The sequence below is a fragment of the Amycolatopsis kentuckyensis genome (assembly GCF_002155975.1).
In the GTDB taxonomy this organism is placed as follows: Bacteria; Actinomycetota; Actinomycetes; order Mycobacteriales; family Pseudonocardiaceae; genus Amycolatopsis; species Amycolatopsis kentuckyensis.
In genome coordinates, this window is record NZ_MUMI01000022.1 from 1 (window position 1) to 20722 (window position 20722).

The window sequence follows — 20722 nt, forward strand, 5'->3', positions numbered from 1 at the left end:
CGGCGGGCGGGCCGAGCAGGTCCGGGTCCGACCGCAGGATGGCCTCGTGCAGCCGGGTCAGCTCCACGCCCGGTTCGATGCCCAGCTCGTCGACGAGGACCTCGCGGCCCTGCCGGAAGACGGCGAGGGCGTCGGCGGTCCGGTCCGCGCGGTACAGGGCGAGCATGAGCTGGCCGCGCAGCGACGCCCGGGTCGGGTGCTGCCCGACGAGGACGGTCAGCTCGCCGATCAGCTCGTCCGTGCGGCCCAGGGCCAGGTCGGCGGTGATGCGGGCCTCGATGACCGCGAGGCGCTGCTCGTCGAGGCGAGCCGCCTCCCCGGCCAGGACGCGGCTGCGGACGCCGCCGAGCGCCGGCCCGCGCCACAGCGCGTCGGCGGCCCGGAAGGCGTTCGACGCCTCGCGGTACCGGCCGTCCGCGGCGGCGGAACGTCCCTCCGCGGTGAAGGCCTCGAAGCGGTGCCGGTCGAGGCTTTCGGCCCCGAACCGCGCCAGGTAGCCCGGCGCCACGGTGCGGACGATCTCCGGGCCGGCGTCGCCGAGCGCCCGGCGCAGCGTGGACACGTAGGTCTGGATCAGCGCCCGCGCGGTGGGCGGCGGCTCGTCGTCCCAGATGATGTCGACGAGGCGGTCCGCGGCGAGCACCCGGCCCGGCTCGAGCAGCAACGCGGCCAGCAACGTGCGGATCTTCGTGCCCCCCAAGGCCACGATGCCGGTCTCGCCGGCGGCCTCGACCGGTCCGAGCAGCCGGAACTCCATCCCCGCCCCTGATCGTCTCCCCCGAGATGTCACGGCGGACCCTACGCCCGGCGGCGGCGCCGGAGAACCGCTGTATGGCGGTTACCGGCGGATTTGCAGAGAACCTGCAGAGCGGGTCCCGACGCTGTGGCCATGACCACGAAGACGATCGCCCGGCTCACCGTCACCTTCGCCACCGCGGCACTGACCGCGCTCTCGATCGCCGTCCCGGGCACGGCGCACGCATCCACCGTCAACGGCCCGATCGCCCGCGGCGAGGTCCTCGATCGGGCGCAGTACTGGGTGGACAAGGGCTACACCTACACCCAGACCGGCACCCACGTCCCCGGACCGGACGGCGGGCAGGCCTACCGCAGGGACTGCTCCGGGCTCGTCTCGATGGCCTGGCACCTCGGCACGAGCCTGATCACCAACGAATTCCTCAGCAAGGCCCAGAACGGCAACACCATGCACGTCATCGCCCGGGACGACCTGCGCCCCGGCGACGCGATGGTCCGCGACAGCGACGGCAGCGGCCCGGACGGGCACATCGAGCTGTTCGCGTTCTGGAAGAACCAGGGCGACCACAGCCAGGGCGCCTACGTCTACTCGTTCAACTCCACCGGCCAGACCGTGCAGAACCCGTACAAGGTCAACAACAACGGCAACCTCGGGTTCGACTCCTGGTCCGAGGTCACCTCCTACACGGCCATCCGCTACGACCGCGTCGTCGACCAGTCCTCCGGCGCCAACGGGGTCGCGGCCGGCGACGTCACCGGCGACGGCCGGGCCGACCTCGTCGCCCGCAAGCCCGACGGAACCCTCTGGCTCTACGCCAACGGCGGCAGCGACACCGCGCCGTACAGCAGCGGCAGCCTGATCGGCACCGGCTGGCAGGGCTTCAGCTGGTTCCTCGCCGGTGACGTCACCGGGGACGGCCGGGCCGACCTCGTCGCCGCCAAACCCGACGGGACGCTGTGGCTCTACACCAACAACGGCAGCAACACCTCGCCCTACGACACCGGCAGCCTGATCGGCTCCGCGTGGCACCAGTTCACCCACGTCACCCTCGCCGACGTCACCGGCGACGGCCGGGCCGACCTGGTGGCCGCGAAGTCCGACGGCACGCTGTGGCTCTACACCAACAACGGCAGCAACACCTCGCCCTACGACACCGGGATCCAGATCGGTTCCGGCTGGCAGCCGTTCACCTGGATCCTCGGCGAGGACGTGACCGGCGACGGCCGGGCCGACCTCGTCGGGGCCAAGGCCGACGGAACCCTGTGGCTCTACGCCAACGGCGGCAGCAACACGACGCCCTACGGCTCCGGCGGCCAGATCGGCGCGGGCTGGGCCCAGTTCGACCGCATCCAGACCGGCGACGTCACCGGCGACCACCGGGCCGACATCACCGCGACCCGTCCCGACGGCTCGCTGTTGCTCTACACCAACGGCGGCAGCGACACCGCGCCGTACAGCACCGGCAGCCAGGTCGGCGCCGGCTGGCAGATCTTCGCCTGACCACTTCTCGCAACGGGAGTCCACCATGCGCAAGTACCTCTTGGCGGTGCTGGCCGGGGCAGTCCTCCTCGGGGGAACGCCGCCCGCGGTCGCCGGGGAAATGTCGGCCGCCGCTCTCCCGCCCGGCTACGGCATCAACGGCATCGACGTCTCCAGCCACGACCACTCCGGCGGCAAGACGGTCAACTGGGCGAACCAGAAGGCGGCCGGCGACGAGTTCGCGTTCGTCAAGGCGACCGAAGGCACCAGCTACACCAACCCCTATTTCGACCAGGACTACCACGGCGCCAAGAACGCCGGCCTCTACACCGGCGCCTACGCGTTCGGCCGCCCGGACCTCGGCAACGCGGCCGGCCAGGCCAACTACTTCGTCGACCACCTGCAGTGGGCGGCGGACGGCCGGACGCTGCCGCCCTTCCTCGACCTGGAATGGCCCTACAGCTCGCTGAACCTGCCCGACTGCTACGGGCTGGGCCAGAGCGACATGCGGGCGTGGATCAGCGCGTTCCTCAACCAGGTCAAGGCCCGCATCGGCCGCACGCCGATGATCTACACCAACGTCAACTGGTGGAACCCGTGCACCGGCAGCAGCACGGCGTTCTCCGGGTACCCGCTCGACATCGCCAGCTGCAACGCGTCGCCGCCGTCGGTGCCGGGCTGGGGTACCCAGTGGACGTTCTGGCAGTACGACATCGACGCGTGCGGCCGGGGTGCCGCGCACGACTCCAACGTCTTCAACGGTTCGCTGGCCCAGCTCGCCGCGCTGGCGGGCGGCTCGGGCGGCGGCGCGAACGGGGTCGCCGCCGGCGATGTCACCGGAGACGGCCGGTCGGATCTCGTGGCCCGCAGGCCCGACGGGACGCTCTCGCTCTACGCCAACGGCGGCAGCAACACCGCGCCGTACAGCTCCGGCGGCCTGGTCGGCACCGGCTGGCAGGGCTTCAGCTGGTTCCTCCCCGGCGACGTCACCGGCGACGGCCGAGCCGACCTCGTCGCGGCCAAACCCGACGGGACACTCTGGTTGTACGCCAACGGAGGCAGCAACACTTCGCCCTACGGCACCGGGACGCTGATCGGCTCCGCGTGGCAGCAGTTCGGCCACGTCACCCTCGCCGACGTCACCGGGGACGGCCGGGCCGACCTGGTGGCGGCCAAGCCCGACGGCACGCTGTGGCTCTACCCCAACGGCGGCAGCGACACCGCGCCGTACAGCACCGGAACCCAGATCGGGGTCTCCTGGGAACAGTTCGGCTGGATCCTCGCGGGCGACGTCACCGGCGACCACCGGGCGGACATCGTCGCGGCCAAACCGGACGGAACCCTGTGGCTCTACCCCAACGGCGGCAGCAACACCTCACCGTACGGCACCGGCAGCCAGATCGGTGCGGGCTGGGCCCAGTTCGACCGCATCCAGATCGGCGACGTCACCGGCGACAGCCGGGCCGACCTCACGGCGACCCGGCCCGACGGGACGCTCTGGCTCTACCCCAACGGCGGCAGCGACACCGCGCCCTACAGCACCGGCAGCCAGATCGGTGCGGGCTGGCAGGTCTTCGCCTGAGCCACCGGTGCCCCCGGCCGCCGCCGGGGGCACCGGGCTTTTGCCGGCCAAGCCGGTCAGATGCGGTAGGCGCGGGCCGCGAAGGTCAGGCCGCTCGCGTAGCCACCCCACCGCACCGGCTCCGGACGGGGTCCGTCCAAAGCGGACAGCGGGAACTCCGGACTCTGCGCCACCAGCAGCAAGCGCACCGGACCGCGAACCGCGAGCGTCAGCTCGGCCCCTTCCGGCGGCGGGGCGGACAGCGTCAGCCCCCACCGCCAGTCGGTTCCGGTGGACGGCCGGTTCGTTCCCCCGGGGAACGTGCTTCCCCCGACGTCCGCCTGCACGACCGGCCCCGCCGCGTACAGCGTCAGCTTCGTGGGCCGCCCGGTGACCGCGATGCCCAGCCGCACGTGGTTCACGTCGCCGTCCGCCGTCCGGCCCAGGACCTTCAGCGTGGCCCCCGGCACCGGGACCACCGGGGCCGGGCCACTGCGCGTTCCCTCCGCCCCGTACAGCCCCGGGAACCGTTGCTCCAGCCCCGGATCGTCGGCCGGGGCGAGGTGGTCCACCCACTCGCCGGACCCGTCGCCCTCGGTCGCCCAGAGCGCCTGGTTGCGGTCGGCGTCCAGCGCGTACACCAAGCTCACCTGGGCGGGGCCGCCTGAGCCGGCGTCGGAGACGACCAGGCCCGTCGCGGCCAGTGCGACGACGGCCGCCACCGCGAGCACCGGCCTGACCGGCGGTGGCGTGCCCCACGCGGGGAACACCGTCACCGCGGCCAGGCCGAGCAGCAGCAACGGCACGGCGGCGAGGGCGAGTCCGACCGTGCCGAACAGCAACCACACGAGCGGAGCCAGCAGCAATACCGCGGGCACACCGGCCAGCCAGGTGACCGCGGTCCGCCACGGCGAGTCCGACGGCAACCAGGCCGTCACGGCCAGACCGGCCGCCCCGGCCACCGCGGGCCACGTGAACAAGTAGGCCGCGCCGGGCACCAGGACCGCGGCCACCACCGCGAGGACGGCCATGACGAGCACGCCACCCGCCGCGATCTCGGCAGGCCGGTTGCGACGGCGGGCGAACCACACCAGCCACAGCGTCGCCAGCACCAGCACGAGCAGCATCAGGCCGACCCTGGTGAGCACCACCGCATCCGGGTCCCCGCCGAGGAAGCGGCCGTCGCCCGGGTCGGCCGCGAGCAGCGCCTGCCAGGCCAGCCAGCCGATCGCCGCACCGCCGGCCGGGACCAGCAAGGTCGCCGCGGCACAGCGCGAGGCCGCCGCCAAGCGCAGGCGGCCGCGACGGCGGGCGAACCACACCGCGGCCGCCGCCCCGAGCAGGGCGAGCGCCGCCAGGGGCAGCACCGCTCCGGCCGGGTAGGACACCACCAGGCCGAACACGGTGAAGTAGGCCGACTCGCCCGCGCCGGTGAGTCCCGGAAGATCCGCGGCCGCCAGCGTCGTGGTCGCCGCGAGCACCGCGTTCCCCATGTCCTGCAGGCTCGCCGGGTCCACATGGGACAGATCGTCCAGCTCGGAGTGGTACGGGGCGCTGCCGTCGATCATCGCGAAGTTGAGCCCGGTGTGGGCCGCGCCGCGGAACACCGTGAAGTCGGTGTCGTTCGGCAGCAGCCGGTACACCTCACGGGACAGCGACGTCGCCAGCGGCGTGCCGGCCCGCACCGCCGGCATCAGCGCCGCGCTGTGCGCGCCGGTCTCGAACATGATGGTCCGGCCCGTCGTGCCCCGGGCGTCCAGGTTCAGCACGACGTCGCGCGCCGGGTCCCCCGCCAGGCCGGCCTCAGTGAACGCCCGGGCGCCCAGCAGGCCGGACTCCTCGCTGTCGGTGAACAGGAAGGTGACGTCGGCCCGCGGGGCCGGCATCGACGTCAGGGCCCGCGCGATCTCCAGCAGGGTCACGACACCCACCCCGTCGTCGGTCGCGCCGGGGCCGATCTCCACCGAGTCGTAGTGGGCGACCAGCAGCACCCGTCCCGCCTTCGCGGTCCCGGGCAGGGTGGCGTACACGTTCTGCACCCAGCCGTGGACACGCGTGGCGTCGCCCGCGCTCGCCCGCTGCACCGCCGGCCGCAGGCCCAGCTCGGTGAGCCGGGCCACCAGCCGGTCCCGGACCTGCTCGTTGGCGGGCGAGCCGGCCGGGTGCGGCCGCTGGGCGAGCTGCGTCAGCTCGGCCCGCGCCCGGGTCGCGGAGAACTCGCCCGCCGGCGCCCCGGACGGCTTCGGCGCGGGCGCGATCGCGCTCTGCAGCACGGAAAGCACCCCGAGGAGCAGGACCAGCAGGCCGGCCGTCCACGCCGGCCAGCCGCGGCGCACGGCCGAGCCGCCGGGCCGCTCCGGCGTGGCGGACCGGGGATCGGGTTCCTTCACGGTGGTCAGGGCAAGCTCCTCAGAGGAGGCGGAGCCGCTGGCCCCGGCCGGCTTTTTCCGCCTGGGCGCGGACTTCCGCGAACAACGCCACGTCCAGGACGCCGAGACCGAACGGGTTGACGACGACGTAGCCGTCCTCGACCGGCTTGCCGGGGTCGCCCAGCAGCTCGGCGATCGTCGCGGTGACCGAGGGGCCCTCGGCGGCGGCCGGGGCGATGTGCCCGTCGTTGATCAGCCGGCCCAGCGGGCGGCGGGGGTTCTCGACGATGAGCCGGAGGTCGTCGATGTAGAGCGCGCGGGCGCCGGTCAGGACCTCGTCGGTCAGGTCGCCGAGGGAGACGTTGACCAGCAGCGCACCCGGGTTGATCCACGACTTCCGGACGTACCCCTCGGACGCGGTGGTGAGGAAGAAGACGAGGTCCTTGCCCGCCATGGCTTCCGGGACACCGGGGGCGACCGTGACCGTCAACCCCGGATGCCGGGACCGCAGGGCCTCGGCCAGGGCTTCCGCGGCGGCGGTCCGGTCGTCGAAGAGCGCGATCTCCGTGACCGTGTCCGTGCGGGAGAGCAGCAGGGCCAGGTGGAGCCGGGCCTGCGTGCCGCAGCCGACGACCCCGACGCGCGCCGCGCCTCCGTAGCCGGCCGCCTCGACGGCGAGGACGCTGACCGCCGCGGTGCGGACCGCGCTGAGGACCCCGACCTCCATGACCGTGGTCACCCGCGCGGTTTCCGGGTCGAAGCACAGGCCGAGCCCGCCCGCGCGCTCCATGCCGAGCTCCGGGTTGGTGACGCTGGCGTTGATGATCTTCATGCCGAAGTCCCGGCCCGCCACCGCGCCGGGCATGCCGATGGAGCGCGTGTAGGCGCCCTTCCCGTTGTCCCACGCCAGGTACGCCTCGCCGGGCAGGATTGTGTCCCCGGCGCCGTGGGCGAGGAGCGCGTCGCGGACGACGCCGACCGGGTCGCAGTCCTCCAGGCACTCGACGACCTCGTCCCGGCGCAGGAAGAGCAGGGACTCGGGCCGGGGGTCGGCCAGCGCGCCGGTCAGCCAGGAACTCATGACCTCATCACCGTTTCGTTCGGGGACCGGGGCTCGGCCGGGCTGAGCCCGTAGGTGCGCTCGACCCAGTCCGAGTCGTAGATCGTGCTCAGGTAGCGGTCGCCGAAGTCCGGCGAGATCGCCACCACCGTACTGCCCGGCGGAATGCGGTCGGCGTACGTGCGGATGGCCCGGACCACCGTGCCGGTCGAGCCGCCGACGAGCAGGCCGATCCGGCGCGACAGGTCGCGGCATTCGCGGATCGTGTCGATCTCGCGGACCCGGACCAGGTCGTCGGGGGCGGTGGGGTCGCAGATCTCGGGGTGCCGGCTGGTGCCCAGGCCGGGGATGTGCCGCGGGCCCGGCGCCTGCCCGAAGGTGACCGACCCGACCGAGTCGGCGGCGATGATCCGGGTGGCCGGGGACGCCCGGCGGAAGGCGGCGACGCAGCCCATCATCGTGCCGGCCGTGCCGACCCCGACGAAGAGGTAGTGCACGTGCGGCACGGCGGCGAGGATCGACCGGGCGGTGAGCCGCGCGTGCACGCCGGGGTTGGCCGGGTTGGCGTACTGGTTCACCCACACCAGCTCCGGGTCTTCGCGGAGCAGCCGCTCGATGAGCCGGAGCCGGGTGGCCAGGAACCCGCCGTTCTCGTCGCGATCGCGCACGGTCAGCACGTCCGCGCCCATGGCCCGCATGTGGTCGATCGCCTGCGGGTTGGTCACCGGGTCGACCACGCAGGTGAACCGGTAGCCGCGCTGGGCGCACACCAGGCTCAGCGCCACCCCGAGGCTGCCGGACGACGACTCGACGATCCGCCCGCCCGGCCGCAGCCTGCCGTCGCGCTCGACGGAGTCCACCAGGCCGAGCGCGGTCTTGAACTTGATCGACCCGGCCGGGTTGAGGCCCTCGAGCTTGAGGATGACCCGGCTGTCGGGCAGCACCTCCGGCAGTTCGAGGAACACGTCGTCGAAGACGAGCTCGGAGGCGTCGCGGTGGATGCGGGTCATGCGCGGCCGATCCGCAGGGCGGGCGCGCCCGGGCCGAAGGGGCGGGCGGCGGGATCGCCGAGACAGCCGGCCAGCACGGCGAGGTAGTCCTCGGCCAGGTCGGCGGCTCGCGCCCGGGAGAAGTCCCGGCAGCGGTAGGTCACGTACAGCGTCGCGTGCTCGTCGTCGTGGCCGAGGCGCACCGTGAGCGGGCGCTCGGCGTACGGCCGGCGCGGTGGCAAGGGCTCGAGGTCGAGGCCGACGCCGTCGGTGGCCGTCTCGCGGTCGACGCCGAACTCCAGGTGGTCGAACAGCTCCGTGCCGGTCCCCGGCAGGTCGGCGTGGTCGAAGTCCTCGGCGAAGCGGTCCCGCACGGTGGCCAGCACGGCCTCGAAGGACGGGTCACCCGCCAGGTCGAGCCGGCTCACCAGGGGCCGGGAAAAGTCGGCGATGAGCCCCTCCACCTCGGTCCGGTCCCGGACGGCGACCGGGACCGAGACGGCAATGTCGCGGACGCCACCGAGCCGGGCGAGCAGTACCTGGAACGCCGCGAGCGCGGTGACGAACACCGTGGCGCCATGGGCCCGGCCGACCGCGCGCAGGCGGGCGAACAGCTCGTCCGGCAGCGGCACGGCGAGCAGGTCGCCCTGGTGCGCGGGACCGTCGAAGGGCGGGGCGTCCGACGGGATCGGGACGGCCGTCGCTCCGGCGAGCCGGGTGCGCCAGTACCCGGCCTCCGCAGCGGGCCGGTCCCGGTGCCACATCACGTAGTCGGCGTACTGGATCGGCAGGGGTGCCAGGTCCGCGCCGAGGTAGGCCTCGGCGAGGTCGGCGAGCAGCACCTCGGTGGCCCGGGCGTCGGCGATGACGTGGTGCAGCACCACGATGACGATGTGGTGGTCGACGGCCGGCCGGAGCACCCGGAACCGGAGCAGCGGGCCGGTACGCAGGTCCATCGCCGGTTCGAGCGCGGCCAGGGTCTGCGCGGCGAAGTCGTCCTCGGCGGCCTCGACGACGGTCACCGGAACGTCCATCGCCGGGTGGATCACCTGGACCACCCCGGCGCCGGTCTCCTCGAACGTGGTCCGCAGGGTTTCGTGCTTCCGCACGACGGCGGCGAGCGCGCGTTCGAGCGCGGGCACGTCCAGCGGGCCGCGCAGCCGGAGTCCGTTGAGGACGATCCGGTCGGGCCGCGCCGGGTCGCGCCACGCCCTGGCGCACGCCTCGGCCTGTCCCGGGGACGCCGGGAACCGGGCCGGCCCGCCGGCGGGCCGCGGCAGGCGTGGGATGCCCGGGGCGCCACCGCGCAACCGGCGCAGCAGCGCGGCTTCCAGCTCGGCGCGCGAAGTCGTGTCCGCGGGGCGCACGCCTCACCCGCCCTGCGGCTGGTGGGTGCGGCCGAGGTCCGTCGCGAACGCGCGCATCAGCGCCTCGGGCCCGCCGATGAAGCCGTAGTGCGGGCCGGACAGCAGCCGGAAGCTGGTCTCGCCCAGGTCGGACCAGTCGTGCAGCAGCTCGTGCGGGACCTCGACGTCCGCGTCCCAGCCGAGCACGGACGCCGGGCAGGGCAACGGGTCCGGCGGGCTGACCCCGTAGGCCTTGTGGGCGTCCACATCGGACAGGAGTACTTCGAGGCTCAGGTCGACCATGTCCGGCCGCGGCACGCCGCCGAGCTCGGTGATCAGGGTGGCGACCTCCACGCGCAGCTCGTCTTCGGTCATCTCCAGGAACCGCCCGTGCGGGCCCTTGTGCGGAGCGACCTGGGAGGACACGAAGAGGCGGGCCGGCACCGGAAGGCCTCGTTTCTGCAGCCGCAGGGCGGTTTCGTAGGCGACGAGGGCCGAGCTGCAGTGCCCGAAGAACGCGAACGGCCGGTCGAGGTAGGGCGCCAGCGCGTCGCAGAGCATCTCGGCCAGCGAACCGAAGGAGGAGAAGGGTTCCTCCCGCATCCGGTTCTCCCGGCCCGGCAGCTGCACCGGGCAGATCTCGATGTCGGCGACCATCGGCGGCCACTGCCGGTACATGCTGGCGCCGCAGCCGGAGTAGGGCAGGCAGAACAGCCGGACCCCGGCGTCCGGCGAGGGTTCCCGCAGGAACCACCGGGGACGGCGGGGCGCGCGGGTGGCGGTCACGAGTCCTCCTTCGCCGACGGGTCCTGGTCGAGCATCCGCTGCAGCACCATCGGCGCCAGGGTGGCGATGTCGACGCGGGTGGTGAGGTCGCGGACGCGGAACTCCACCCCGAACCGCTCGCGGATCCGGTTGCGCAGCTGGATCAGCGACAGCGAATCGCCGCCCAGGACGAAGAAGTCGTCGTCCAGCCCCACCCGCCCGGTGTTCAGCAGCTCGCCGAACACCTCCTGCAGCTCGAGCTCGATCGGCGTTTCCGGGGCGCGGTAGGGGGCTTCCCCGGGTTCCGGTTCGGCCTGCGGCTCGGCGGGCCGTGGCTCGCGCACGGCGGTCAGGTCCACCGCGGCGGCGGGGTCGGCGGCCAGTCCGGTGAGCACGTCGAGGAACACCGCCGCCAGTTCCACCGCGGTGGCCTCGTCGAACAGGTCGCGGGAGTACTCCAGGAAGGCCCGGTACGCCCCGGTGCCGTCCGGTTCGAGGTCGAGGGCCAGCTCGTAGCCCGCGGTGCGGGTGTCGGCCCGCAGCGGCTCGAAGGCGAGCCCGGCGGCCCGCAGGTCGACCGGCGGCTGGTTCTGCAGCACCAGCATCGCCTGCGCCTGCGGGGTTCCGGCGGCGGCACCGCGCCCGGCCCGCAGGATCTCCAGGGCCAGTTCGAACGGGAACTCCTGGTGCTCGTAGGCCCCGGCGCAGGTGGCGCGGACGCGGGCGACGAGCTCGCGGCCCGAAAGCGCGTCCCCGAGATCGACGCGCAGCAGCAGCGGGTTGACGAAGAACCCGATGAGGTTCTCCACCTCCGGCCGGACCCGCCCGGCCATCGGGGACACCACGGTGATGTCGCGCTGGCCGCTGTAGCGGGCCAGCAGCACGTCGAAGGCGGCGAGGAAGACCATGAACGCGGTGACGCGCTCCGCCCGGGCGAACGCCTCGATCTCGCGGACGAGTTCGGCCGGGACCGCGAACACGTGCGTGGCCCCCTCGGCCGAGGGAACGGCCGGGCGCGGCCGGTCCGTCGCCAGGGTGAGGGCCGGTGCCCCGGCGAGGCTGCCTTCCCAGTACTCCTGCAGGGCGGCCAGCTTGGCACCGGTCAGATTTTCCCGTTGCCACACCGCGAAATCGGCGTACTGGATGGGCAGCGGCGGCAGCTCCGGCTCGCGGCCTTCGTGGTAGGCGACGTAGCAGGCGGCCAGCTCGGCGACGAAGATCGCCGAGGAGAGCCCGTCGGTGACGATGTGGTGCATGGTGAGCACGGCGATGTGCTCCTCGGGTGCGGTGCGCAGCAGCGCCAGGCGCACCAGCGGGCCGCGTTCGAGATCGAACGGCACGCGGACCTCGGCGGCCACCGCGGCTTCGGCGTCGGCCGGGTCGACGTCGGTGACATCCACGGTCAGCACCGGGGCGGCGCCGATGACCTGGACCGGGCCGTCGTCTTCGAGCTCGAACACGGTGTGCAGGGCTTCGTGCCGGGCCACCACGGTGTTCAGGCCGCGTTCGAGCGCCGCCCGGTCGAGTTCGCCGGCCAGCCGGACGGCGGCCACGACGTGGTAGGTGGCCTGGCCGGGGTCCAGCTCGTTCTCCAGCCACATGCTCTGCTGGGCGAACGAGGTGGGCACGACGAAGACGTCCTGCTCCTCTTCCTGGTGCACGCCGGTCATCGGCTGCCCTCCTGTGCTCGCGAGGACGCGGGCCGCTTGCGGCGGAACGCCGAGCGGTCCAGCGCGCGGATGGGTGCGGCGGCCGTCTCCGCTTCGGGGGCCGGGGCCGCGTCCGGTCCCGGGGTGCTCCGGCCGTCGAGGTACTCGGCGACCTCGGCGACGGTGGGGGTCTGGAACAGCTGGCCCAGCGGCAGGTCGACGGCGAACTCCTCGCGCAGCCGGTCGACGACGAGGGCACCCATCAGCGAATGGCCGCCCAGGGCGAAGAAGTCGTCGTTGATGCCCATGTGGTCCACGCCGAGGATGTCCGACCAGATGTTCAGCACGGTCTTCTGCGTCGGGGTCTTCGGCTCGCCGGTGTCGGCCTCGGCTTCGGGCTCCGCGGCGGCCGGCGAGGTGAAGACGGCGAGGTCCGTCGAGCCGTCGGGCCGGTGCGGCCAGGCGGTGACCGGCACCACCGACGCGGGAACGGCGTTGAGCGGCAGCCGGTCCCGCAGCCAGCCGCGGACCACCGCGGGCATGGTCCGGGCCCACTCGGCGAAGGCGGTGTCCCCGGCCAGCGGGCCGGGGCCCGAGCCGGCGGTGACGGTCGCGGCAAGCACCCGCGAGAGCGGCACCGCGGCGCTGCCCTGCCTGCGCAGGGCCAGGGTCAGCTCGGCGAACCCGGCCCCGGACGGTCCGGCGGCCGCGTCGAAGCCCAGCGCGGCCGCCGCGGCGACCACCTCGGCCGGGTCCACGCCGGGGTCCGGAGCGTCGAGCAGCGTGCGCACTTCGCCGGCGGTGTCCGCGGTGGCGAGCCTGCCGAGCGCCGCCGCGATCCCGGTCAGGCCGGCCACCGGGATGCCGTGCAGGACGACGAGATCGGGCGCGTCGGCGAGGAAGCCGGCCAGTCCCTCGGCGGTGACGTCCGCCCAGGCCGCTTCCCGGACGGGCGGCAGGGGGTCCTCGGGCGCCACGTGCAGCACGGCGTCGAACCGGAACCGGGTCAGCTCGCTGGGGTGCGTCCCCACCCGGCGCAGGACGGCCACGTCCCGCACCCCGGGCAGCCCGGTCGCGATCTGGCGGAACCAGTCCGAGTGCAGGGCCAGGCCGCCGGTGGTGGCGGCCCGGGCGGCGACGGCCTCCCGCAGCCGGGAGGCGGGCGTTCCGGCCGGGACGCGTCCGGCTTCGGCGGCCAGGTGCGCCGCCTCCCGGGCGGTCAGGTCCGTCACGTCGGAGACGAACACGACGCCGCCGGGGCGGGTCGCCCGGACCGCTTCGGCGAGGATGCGTTCGAGGTAACCGGGATCGGGGCAGTACCCGGCGAGCCCGTTCACGACGACGGTGTCGAAGTCCCCGCCGAGGCCGGTGAGGTCGTCGGGGGGCAGGTCGGCCAGCTCGACCACGCCGGCCTTGGCGGCGAGCCGGTCGCGCTGCCGTTCGATGGAACGGCGGGCGCGGCCGGACAGCTCGGTCGCCCGGTAGGCGTCACAGCGGGGGGCGAGCTTGAACAGCAGCTGCCCGTTGCGGCAGCCGATTTCGAGCACTCGCCTCGGCCCGGTGTCCAGGATGTGCCGCACGCCGCCGTCCAGCCACTCGCGCAGCGCGGCCGCGGGCAGCACCTCGCCGCTGTCCGGGCTGCGCCAGCCGGTGAGGTTGAGCAGCGGGTCGCTCTCCGGGTCCCGCGCGAGGTAGTCCTGGACGAACCGCTCGCGCCCACCGGTCACCGAGGCGGTTTCGGGCACGACGTGCGCGATCAGCTCGCCGGTTTCGGTGCGGGCGAGGTGGGCGCGGGACACCGCCGGGTGGGCGGTCAGCTCCGCGACGACGTCCCCGAGTTCGACCGGACGGCCCGCCACCCAGGTGCGGCCCGCCGGCTTGCCCAGGATTTCCAGCTCGCCCCGGACGTTCCAGCGGGCCCGGTCCCCGGTGGGTTCCAGGGCGCCGGAGACGAACACGTGGAGGTCGCCCGCCACGCCGTCCGGCACGGGTTCACCGCGTTCGTCACGGACCTGCGGCCGGGCACCCAGCGGGGTACCGGCCGGGATCCGGCCGGACGGCGCCGGGGCGGCCGGGTCCACCACGTGCGCGGCCACCGGGCCTGCCTCGGCGAGGGAGTAGAGGTTGACCAGCTCCGTGCCGGGGAACGCGCGGGCGAACGCGGCGACGGCGTCCGGCCACAGCGGCTCCCCCGTACTGAGCACCCGTCTCGCCGGAGTGTCCAGAGTGGACAGATGGGCCGGGGTGGTCAGCAGCAGGTCCGGCGCCGGGCCGGAATGTCCGAGCACGACGGTGCCGCCGACCACCACCGGCCACAGCAGGGCGGTGACGAGCAGGTCGGGACTGACGCCCGGGGACACGGCAACCGTCGTGGCCGGGAACCGGTCCGCCAGCGCGCGGACCCGGGCCGCCAGATCGGCGTGGGAGTGGGTGGTCGACGTGCCGCCCCGGGAACGCAGGCAGACCGCGGCCGCCGCCGGTTCGGGCAGCGGGTCCGTGCGCGAAGAGCCGAGCGTGGCCACGTCGACGGCCGCGTCCCCGAACACCTCCGCCAGCGCGGCGGTGGTGAGCACACGGTTCGGGGCCGCCGCGGTGAGCTCGGCACGGGTCAGCGACGGGTCCAGCGGCAGCGCCACCGCCCCGGCCGCGAGCACCGCGTGCAGCGCGACCGCCAGGTCGGCGGTGTGCGGGAGGCAGAGCGCGACCACGCTGCCCTCGGTCACGCCGTGGTGGTCCCGCAGGTCGTGGGCCAGCCCGGTGACGCGCGCGGTGAACTCCGCGCGGCTCAGCACCCGGTCGCCCCGCACCACGTCCGCGGAGAAGTCACCGGCAGCTTCGGGGACCTCGACGTCCGGGAGCTCGGCGGGGGCGGCCCCGAGCGGCAACCGCCACACCGGGGTTTCCGGGTCGGCGACCGCGGCGGCGAGCACCGCGTACACCGAGTCCAGCAGCCGCCGCACGTACGGCTCGTCCATGATGTCCGCGGCGAACCACAGCTGCCCGGCGATGGCGCCGTCGGCGGTGGGGGTCAGCTCGAACTCGAGGTCGAAGCGGGCCTTGCCGGTGTCGAGGGTGAGGATGTCGACGGTGAGCCCGGGCACCCGCAGCTCGTGCCACGGCGTGTTGTGCAGGCCCAGCATGTGCCGGATGAGCGGGGTGTGCGCGCTGGCCTCGCGCTCGGGGTTGATCTCCTCGATGATCTTCTCGAACGGGACGTCCTGGTGGGCGTACCCGTCCACCGCCTCCTGGCGGCAGCGCCGCAGCAGCTCGCGGAAGGTCGGCTCGCCGGTCAGCTCGACCCGCATCGGCAGGGTGTTGACGAAGCTGCCGACCATCGACTCGATCTCGCTGCGGTTGCGGTTGGCGACCGGCACGCCGACCACCAGGTCCTGCTGCCCGGTCCACCGGGAGAGCACCGTGGACACGGCGGTGAGCAGCACCATGAACAGGGTCGCCCGCTCGGACTCGCCCAGCGCCGTGAGGCGGCCGACCAGCCCGGCGGGGATGTGCACCTCGCACATGCCGCCGTCCCAGCTGCGGTCGGCGACCCGGAGGCGGCCGGTGGGCAGGTCGAGGGCGTGCGCGCCGGTGAGCCGCGTGCGCCAGTACTCGAGGTGCTCGTCGAGCGCTCCGGTGGCCTGCCAATCCTGCTGCCACAAGGCGAAGTCGCCGTAGTGCAGCTCCGGTTCGGCCAGTGCGGGCGGCCGGCCGGCGGCGTAGGCGTCGTACAGCGAAGCCAGCTCCTGCAGCAGGATGCCCAGCGACCAGCCGTCGGTGGCGATGTGGTGCTGGCTGAGCAGCAGGAGGTGCTCGTCGTCGGCGACCCGGAGCAGGGTCGGCCGCAGCAGCAGGTCCTTCGTCAGGTCGAAGGGGCGGTCGACCTCTTCGGAGTAGCGGGCGCGCACCGCCTCGTCGCGCGCGGCCGGGTCGAGTTCACGCAGGTCGACGACCGGCATCGGGACCGGGCCGGGCGGGTTGACCCGCTGGATCGAGGTGCCGGCGTCGACCAGGTGGAACGTCGAGCGCAGCACCTCGTGCCGCCGCACCAGTTCGTCGACGCAGCGCTGCAGGACGGCCGGGTCGGTGTGCCCGCGCAGGGTGGCCGCGCCGACGATGTTGTACATCGTGGACGCCGGCTGCAGGCGGTGGAAGAACCACATGCGCTCCTGGGCGAACGACAGCGGCAGCGCCGACCGGTCACCCCCGCGCGCCACGATCGGGGACTCCCCGCGGTCGACGCCCTCCGCGTCGAGCATCCGGTCCAGGAGCCTGCGCTGCTCCGGACTGAGCCAGTCGTTCCCCATGGAGTCGAACCACCTTCGTTCCGAAGATCCCGCGCACGAATACCGGTGGGGCCCATCCTTCCCACGCCACGGGACGGCGGTAGTCGGTGACGTCCCGGACGCCGCCGGGGACGGGGTCGTTTCCCCGACTGGCGCCGGGAGCCACGCCGCCGGGAGGCTGGTCGCCGACCCCGGACACGAGAGGCGGACATGTCACTCCGGACAGGGATCCAGCCGGTGCACCGGTGGGTCGAGCGGCGGGCCGCCGAAACCCCGGACGCGGTGGCGGTGCTCGCCGACACCGAGCTGACCGCGGTGTCGCGCACCTACCGGGAGCTGGACGAGTCGGCCAACCGGATCGCGCACTGGCTGCGAAGCCGCGGCATCGGCGCCGAGGACCGCGTCGGGGTGCACCTGGACCGCGGCCCGGACCTGATCACCGTGCTGCTCGGCATCTTCAAGGCCGGCGCCGGCTACGTGCCGCTCGACCCGCACCTGCCCGCCGCCCGGCTGGCGCACGTGCGGGCCGACTCGGCCCCGGCGGTGACGCTCACCGAGGGCGACCTGCCGGGCGCCCTCCCGGTGGAAACCGTGCGCGCGGAATGGGCGGCCTTCCCGGCGACCCGGCCGGAAGTGCCGTACCTGGGCGCCAGTGCGGCGTACGTCGTCTACACGTCCGGGTCGACCGGGACGCCGAAAGGCGTGGTCGTGCCGTACGAGGCGCTGGCCACCCAGCTGGGCTGGCTGTGCACCCGGTTCGGCTTCGGCGCGGACGACGTCGTGCTGCACAAGACGCCGCTGGCGTCGGACCCGTCGCTGTGGGAGCTGCTGGTGCCGGTGATGAGCGGGGGCCGGCTGGTGCTCGCCGAGCCGCTCAACCACGGCGATCCCGCCTACCTGCTCGACGTGCACGACCACTACGGCGTCACCGCGTGCGACTTCTTCCCCTCGCTGCTGCGGCACTTCCTGGCCGAACCGCGCGCCGCCGAGCGCGCGGCCGCGCTGCGCACGGTGATCTGCGGCGGCGAGGAACTCGACGCCGAGCTGGCCGGCCGCTTCGCCGAGGTGCTCCCCGGCGCCACGCTGTACAACCTCTACGGGCCGACCGAGGCGACGATCGCCGTCACCGCGCACCGGATCGAGCCCGGGGTGACCGACCCCATCCCGATCGGAACTCCCGTCCCGGGCACGGAAATCCTGGTGCTCGACCCCGCGGGCGGGCCGTGCCCGCCCGGGGTGACCGGCGAGCTGGTCATCGCCGGCGCGCAGCTGGCCCGGGGCTACCAGGGGCGTCCGGCCCAGACCGCGGAGCGGTTCGTACCGCACCCCGGCCGTGCCGGGGAACGCCTGTACCGCACCGGGGACCGGGCCCGGTGGCGGCCCGACGGCGCCCTGGAGTTCCTCGGCCGGCTGGACCACCAGGTCAAGATCCGCGGCCACCGGGTGGAACCCGCGGAGGTGGAGGCGGCGCTGATCGCGCGGCCCGAGATCGCCCAGGCCGTGGTGCTGGCGCAGGCGGCGCCCGGCGGCGGGCCGCGGCTGGTGGCCTACCTGACCCGTTCGGCGGCCGGGCCGCCGCTGCCGGTCGCGGCACTGCGCCGCGCACTGGCCGGGCAGCTGCCCGCGGCGATGATCCCCGCCGTTTTCGTGTGGCTGGACCGTTTCCCGCTCACCGCCGTCGGCAAGATCGACCGGGCCGCCCTCCCGGCCCCGGCCGGGTGATGGCCGGGACCGGCAGGACCACTGCGAAGCGGTCGGACCCGAGGTTCTGGTACCTCTGGAGCGCCACGACCATCTCCGGTCTCGGCGACGGCGTCCGGTTCGCCGCCTTCGCGCTGTTCGCCGCGGTGCTGACCCGCGACCCCCTCCCGGTGGCGCTGGTGACCGTGGCCGGACAGCTGCCGTGGCTGCTCGTCGGGCCGTTCTCCGGCGTCGTCGTCGACCGCTTCGACCGCGTGCGGACGCTGTGGCTCTGCGAACTGGGCCGGACCGCGTTGATGGGCGCGTTCACCCTGGTCACCGTGCTCGGCGGGGTGGACATCGCGGTGCTCGTCGGCACGGCCTTCCTGCTCAGCTGCATCGACACCCTGGCCGACAACCTCTCGCAGGCGATCACCCCGGACGTGGCCGGGTCGCGGTCGCTGGACTCGGCCAACAGCCTGCTGTTCGGCGGGCAGATGGTCACCACCGAGTTCATCGGCACGCCCATCGCGGCGGTCCTGTTCGCCTGGGCCCACGCGGTGCCGTTCGCGGTGGACACCGTCACCTTCCTGGGGTCGGCGCTGCTGATCATCGCCCTGGGCCGCCGGTTCCCGCAGGTGCCGCGCCCACCGGCGACAGCGCGGAGATCGGTGGCCGCCGACACGGCCGACGCGTTCCGCTGGCTGCTGCGCCACCCCCTGCTCCGGTCGCTGTGCCTGCTCATGGGCGTGCTGAACTTCGCCATCGTCGGTGTCCTCGGCATCGCCGTCCTGTACGCGCTGGAGGTGCTGCACGTCAGCCCGGTGGTGTACGGGGTGCTGATGGCCCTCATCGCGGTGGGTGGCCTGCTCGGTTTCGTGGTCACCCCGGCTCTCAGCGCGCGGATCGGCGCGCGGCGGACGCTCCTGCTGGCGTTCGCCCTGTGTCCCGGCCCGCTGCTGGTGGCCGCGCTGACCTCGGAAGCCTGGGTCGCGGCGCCCGCGTTGCTGCTGGTCGGGGCGGCCGCGTCGCTGGGCGGGGTGGTGAGCACGACGCTGCGGCTGCGGCTGATCCCGGCCGAGAGCTACGGGCGGGTCAACGCCGCCTACCGGCTGTTCGTCAACGGCCTCGCCCCGCTGGGCGCCTTCGCCGGCGGGCTCGCCGCCCAGCAGTTCACGTTGCGGGCCCCGTTCTTCGTCGCGGCGGCGGCGACGGCGGCGCTGGTCGCGTTCGGGCCGCGGCTGCTGCGCGGGCTGCGCGAGTAGCGGTTCTCCCGACTTTCCCCGCCCGGCCCCACCGGCCGAGGATCGACGAAAACGCCGCCATGGATGGAGCCGCGTCCGCATGACTGTGTCGTTGAAGGCAGCGTCGTCCCCGCCGATCGCCGGCGAGATCCGGTCCGTCCCCGAGGCGACCCTGCCGCAGCTCTTCGAAGCGGCCGTGCGGGCACATCCGACGGCTCCGGCCCTGCTGAGCGACGAGGCCGGCGTCCTCACCTTCGCCGAGCTGAACGCGCGGGCGAACCGGCTCGCGCACCTGCTGATCGGCCGGGGCGCCGGGCCGGAGCGGGTCGTCGGGGTGGCCCTGCCCCGGTCGCTCGACGCGGTGGTCGCGATGGTGGCGGTGCTGAAGGCCGGCGCGGTCTACCTGCCGCTCAACCCGGACTACCCGCGGGACCGCCTGGCCGCGATGGTCGCCGACGCCGACCCGATCGCCGTGCTCACCGCGACCGGCCCCGACCTCGGACCGGTGCTCCGGTGGGACACCCTCGCGCCGGGGGACTTCCCGGACACCGACCCGGCCGACACCGACCGGATCGCGCCGCTGGACCCGGCGCACCCGCTGTACCTGATCTACACCTCCGGCTCGACCGGCGTCCCCAAGGGGGTCGCGATGCCCGCCGCGAGCCTGGTGAACCTGCTGGCCTGGCACGGCGAGCGGTTCCCGGTCGGACCGGGCACGCGCACGGCCAACCTGTCCGCCATCGGGTTCGACTTCGCCATGCACGAGGTCATGGCGGCCCTGGTGCACGCCAAGTGCCTGGTCGTACCGGCCGAGGCCGTCCGCACCGACCCGATCCGGCTGGCCCGCTGGCTCGACCGGCACCGGGTGCACCAGGTGTTCCTGCCGAACGTGCTCATCGAGTCCCTCTGCGAGGCGGCGGGCGTGGCCGGGGTGGCCCTGGCCGACCTGCGCGACATCATCCAGTCCGGCGAACCCCTCGTCCTCGGCGCTACCGTGCGGGAATTCCTCCGCACCCACCCCGCTCTGCGCGTCCACAACCACTACGGCGCCACCGAAATGCAGGACGCCACCACGTGGACCTCCGGCCGGAGCCTGGTGCCGACCATCGGCAGTCCACTGTGGAACGTCCGGGTGCACGTGCTGGACGACGACCTGCGGCCGGTGCCGGACGGCGAGACCGGCGACCTCTACGTCGCGGGCGCGGGCCTGGCCCGAGGGTACCTCGGGCGGCCCGGGCTGACCGCGGAGCGCTACCTGCCCGACCCGTTCGGCGAGCCCAGGCATTCCAGCTCGCCGTCGGCGTTCCACCGCGCCAGGTCGCCGGTCCGGTACATCCGCTGCCCGGGCTCGCCGAACGGGTCGGGCAGGTAGCGCTCCGCGGTCAGCCCGGGCCGCCCGAGGTACCCTCGGGCCAGGCCCGCGCCCGCGACGTAGAGGTCGCCGGTCTCGCCGTCCGGCACCGGCCGCAGGTCGTCGTCCAGCACGTGCACCCGGACGTTCCACAGTGGACTGCCGATGGTCGGCACCAGGCTCCGGCCG

13 protein-coding genes and 1 pseudogene are annotated in these 20722 nt (G+C 74.1%); 5 read left to right on the top strand and 9 right to left on the bottom strand.

Features of this window, described 5'->3' with window-relative positions; genetic code table 11:
* A partial coding sequence (locus CCN39_RS01785) for an AfsR/SARP family transcriptional regulator (protein WP_143263898.1) occupies positions 1-757 on the bottom strand: 757 nt, incomplete at its 3' end.
* 132 nt (positions 758-889) lie between these two features.
* On the opposite strand from CCN39_RS01785, the gene CCN39_RS01790 reads away from it, so the two are divergent.
* Together CCN39_RS01790 and CCN39_RS50020 are read left to right on the top strand one after the other, a co-directional pair.
* Positions 890-2257 (top strand): FG-GAP repeat domain-containing protein, encoded by a 1368-nt coding sequence (locus CCN39_RS01790; RefSeq protein ID WP_143263900.1) that lies wholly within the window; start codon positions 890-892, stop codon positions 2255-2257.
* Between the two features lie 25 nt (positions 2258-2282).
* On the top strand, positions 2283-3818 hold the full coding sequence (locus tag CCN39_RS50020; protein WP_158104476.1) for a GH25 family lysozyme: 1536 nt from the start codon (positions 2283-2285) through the stop codon (positions 3816-3818).
* A 56-nt stretch (positions 3819-3874) separates the two neighbouring features.
* Here CCN39_RS50020 and CCN39_RS52530 read toward each other — a convergent pair whose 3' ends face one another.
* The 7 genes from CCN39_RS52530 to CCN39_RS01830 are packed head-to-tail and all read right to left on the bottom strand — an operon-like array spanning position 3875 to position 16279.
* Positions 3875-6187, bottom strand: a complete 2313-nt coding sequence (locus CCN39_RS52530) for a M20/M25/M40 family metallo-hydrolase (RefSeq protein ID WP_086838054.1) — start codon at positions 6185-6187, stop codon at positions 3875-3877.
* Between the two features lie 19 nt (positions 6188-6206).
* Complete coding sequence (locus CCN39_RS01805; RefSeq protein WP_086838055.1) at positions 6207-7247, bottom strand: ornithine cyclodeaminase; 1041 nt, start codon at positions 7245-7247, stop codon at positions 6207-6209.
* A complete protein-coding gene (sbnA, locus tag CCN39_RS01810; RefSeq protein WP_086838056.1) occupies positions 7244-8236 on the bottom strand; it encodes a 2,3-diaminopropionate biosynthesis protein SbnA in 993 nt (330 codons plus the stop codon). The genes CCN39_RS01805 and sbnA overlap by 4 nt, the downstream gene beginning before the upstream one ends.
* Entirely contained in the window at positions 8233-9582 is a 1350-nt protein-coding gene (locus tag CCN39_RS01815) for a condensation domain-containing protein (protein ID WP_086838057.1), read from the bottom strand. Before CCN39_RS01815 ends, sbnA begins: the two co-directional genes overlap by 4 nt.
* Before the next feature lie 3 nt (positions 9583-9585).
* Complete coding sequence (locus tag CCN39_RS01820) at positions 9586-10347, bottom strand: thioesterase II family protein (protein ID WP_086838058.1); 762 nt, start codon at positions 10345-10347, stop codon at positions 9586-9588.
* Positions 10344-11996, bottom strand: coding sequence for a condensation domain-containing protein (locus CCN39_RS01825; RefSeq protein ID WP_086838059.1), 1653 nt, complete (start codon positions 11994-11996; stop codon positions 10344-10346). Before CCN39_RS01825 ends, CCN39_RS01820 begins: the two co-directional genes overlap by 4 nt.
* Entirely contained in the window at positions 11993-16279 is a 4287-nt protein-coding gene (locus CCN39_RS01830) for a condensation domain-containing protein (RefSeq protein WP_086838060.1), read from the bottom strand. Before CCN39_RS01830 ends, CCN39_RS01825 begins: the two co-directional genes overlap by 4 nt.
* A 189-nt stretch (positions 16280-16468) precedes the next feature.
* Between CCN39_RS01830 and CCN39_RS01835 the strand changes: the two genes are divergently transcribed.
* From CCN39_RS01835 to CCN39_RS01845, 3 genes and pseudogenes are all read left to right on the top strand, one after another.
* The gene (locus tag CCN39_RS01835) at positions 16469-17980 is read left to right on the top strand and encodes an amino acid adenylation domain-containing protein (RefSeq protein ID WP_086838061.1); all 1512 of its coding nucleotides are present in this window, start codon (positions 16469-16471) and stop codon (positions 17978-17980) included.
* Positions 17980-19203, top strand: a complete 1224-nt coding sequence (locus CCN39_RS01840; protein ID WP_244210575.1) for an MFS transporter — start codon at positions 17980-17982, stop codon at positions 19201-19203. The genes CCN39_RS01835 and CCN39_RS01840 overlap by 1 nt, the downstream gene beginning before the upstream one ends.
* Positions 19204-19282: 79 nt before the next feature.
* Positions 19283-20461: pseudogene (locus CCN39_RS01845) on the top strand (AMP-binding protein); the annotation flags it as partial.
* Here CCN39_RS01845 and CCN39_RS52995 read toward each other — a convergent pair.
* Positions 20434-20722 (bottom strand): AMP-binding protein (locus CCN39_RS52995; RefSeq protein ID WP_244210576.1); only part of this gene is annotated, 289 nt, incomplete at its 5' end. The pseudogene CCN39_RS01845 and the gene CCN39_RS52995 overlap by 28 nt on opposite strands.

What these genes read in the sequence shown, in the direction of transcription:
- CCN39_RS01790 (WP_143263900.1), top strand. Translation starts at nt 890, where the DNA reads ATGACCACGAAGACGATCGCCCGGCTCACCGTCACCTTCGCCACCGCG.
- CCN39_RS50020 (WP_158104476.1), top strand. Translation starts at nt 2,283, where the DNA reads ATGCGCAAGTACCTCTTGGCGGTGCTGGCCGGGGCAGTCCTCCTCGGG.
- CCN39_RS01805 (WP_086838055.1), bottom strand. Translation starts at nt 7,247, where the DNA reads ATGAGTTCCTGGCTGACCGGCGCGCTGGCCGACCCCCGGCCCGAGTCC.
- sbnA (WP_086838056.1), bottom strand. Translation starts at nt 8,236, where the DNA reads ATGACCCGCATCCACCGCGACGCCTCCGAGCTCGTCTTCGACGACGTG.
- CCN39_RS01825 (WP_086838059.1), bottom strand. Translation starts at nt 11,996, where the DNA reads ATGACCGGCGTGCACCAGGAAGAGGAGCAGGACGTCTTCGTCGTGCCC.
- CCN39_RS01830 (WP_086838060.1), bottom strand. Translation starts at nt 16,279, where the DNA reads ATGGGGAACGACTGGCTCAGTCCGGAGCAGCGCAGGCTCCTGGACCGG.
- CCN39_RS01835 (WP_086838061.1), top strand. Translation starts at nt 16,469, where the DNA reads ATGTCACTCCGGACAGGGATCCAGCCGGTGCACCGGTGGGTCGAGCGG.
- CCN39_RS01840 (WP_244210575.1), top strand. Translation starts at nt 17,980, where the DNA reads ATGGCCGGGACCGGCAGGACCACTGCGAAGCGGTCGGACCCGAGGTTC.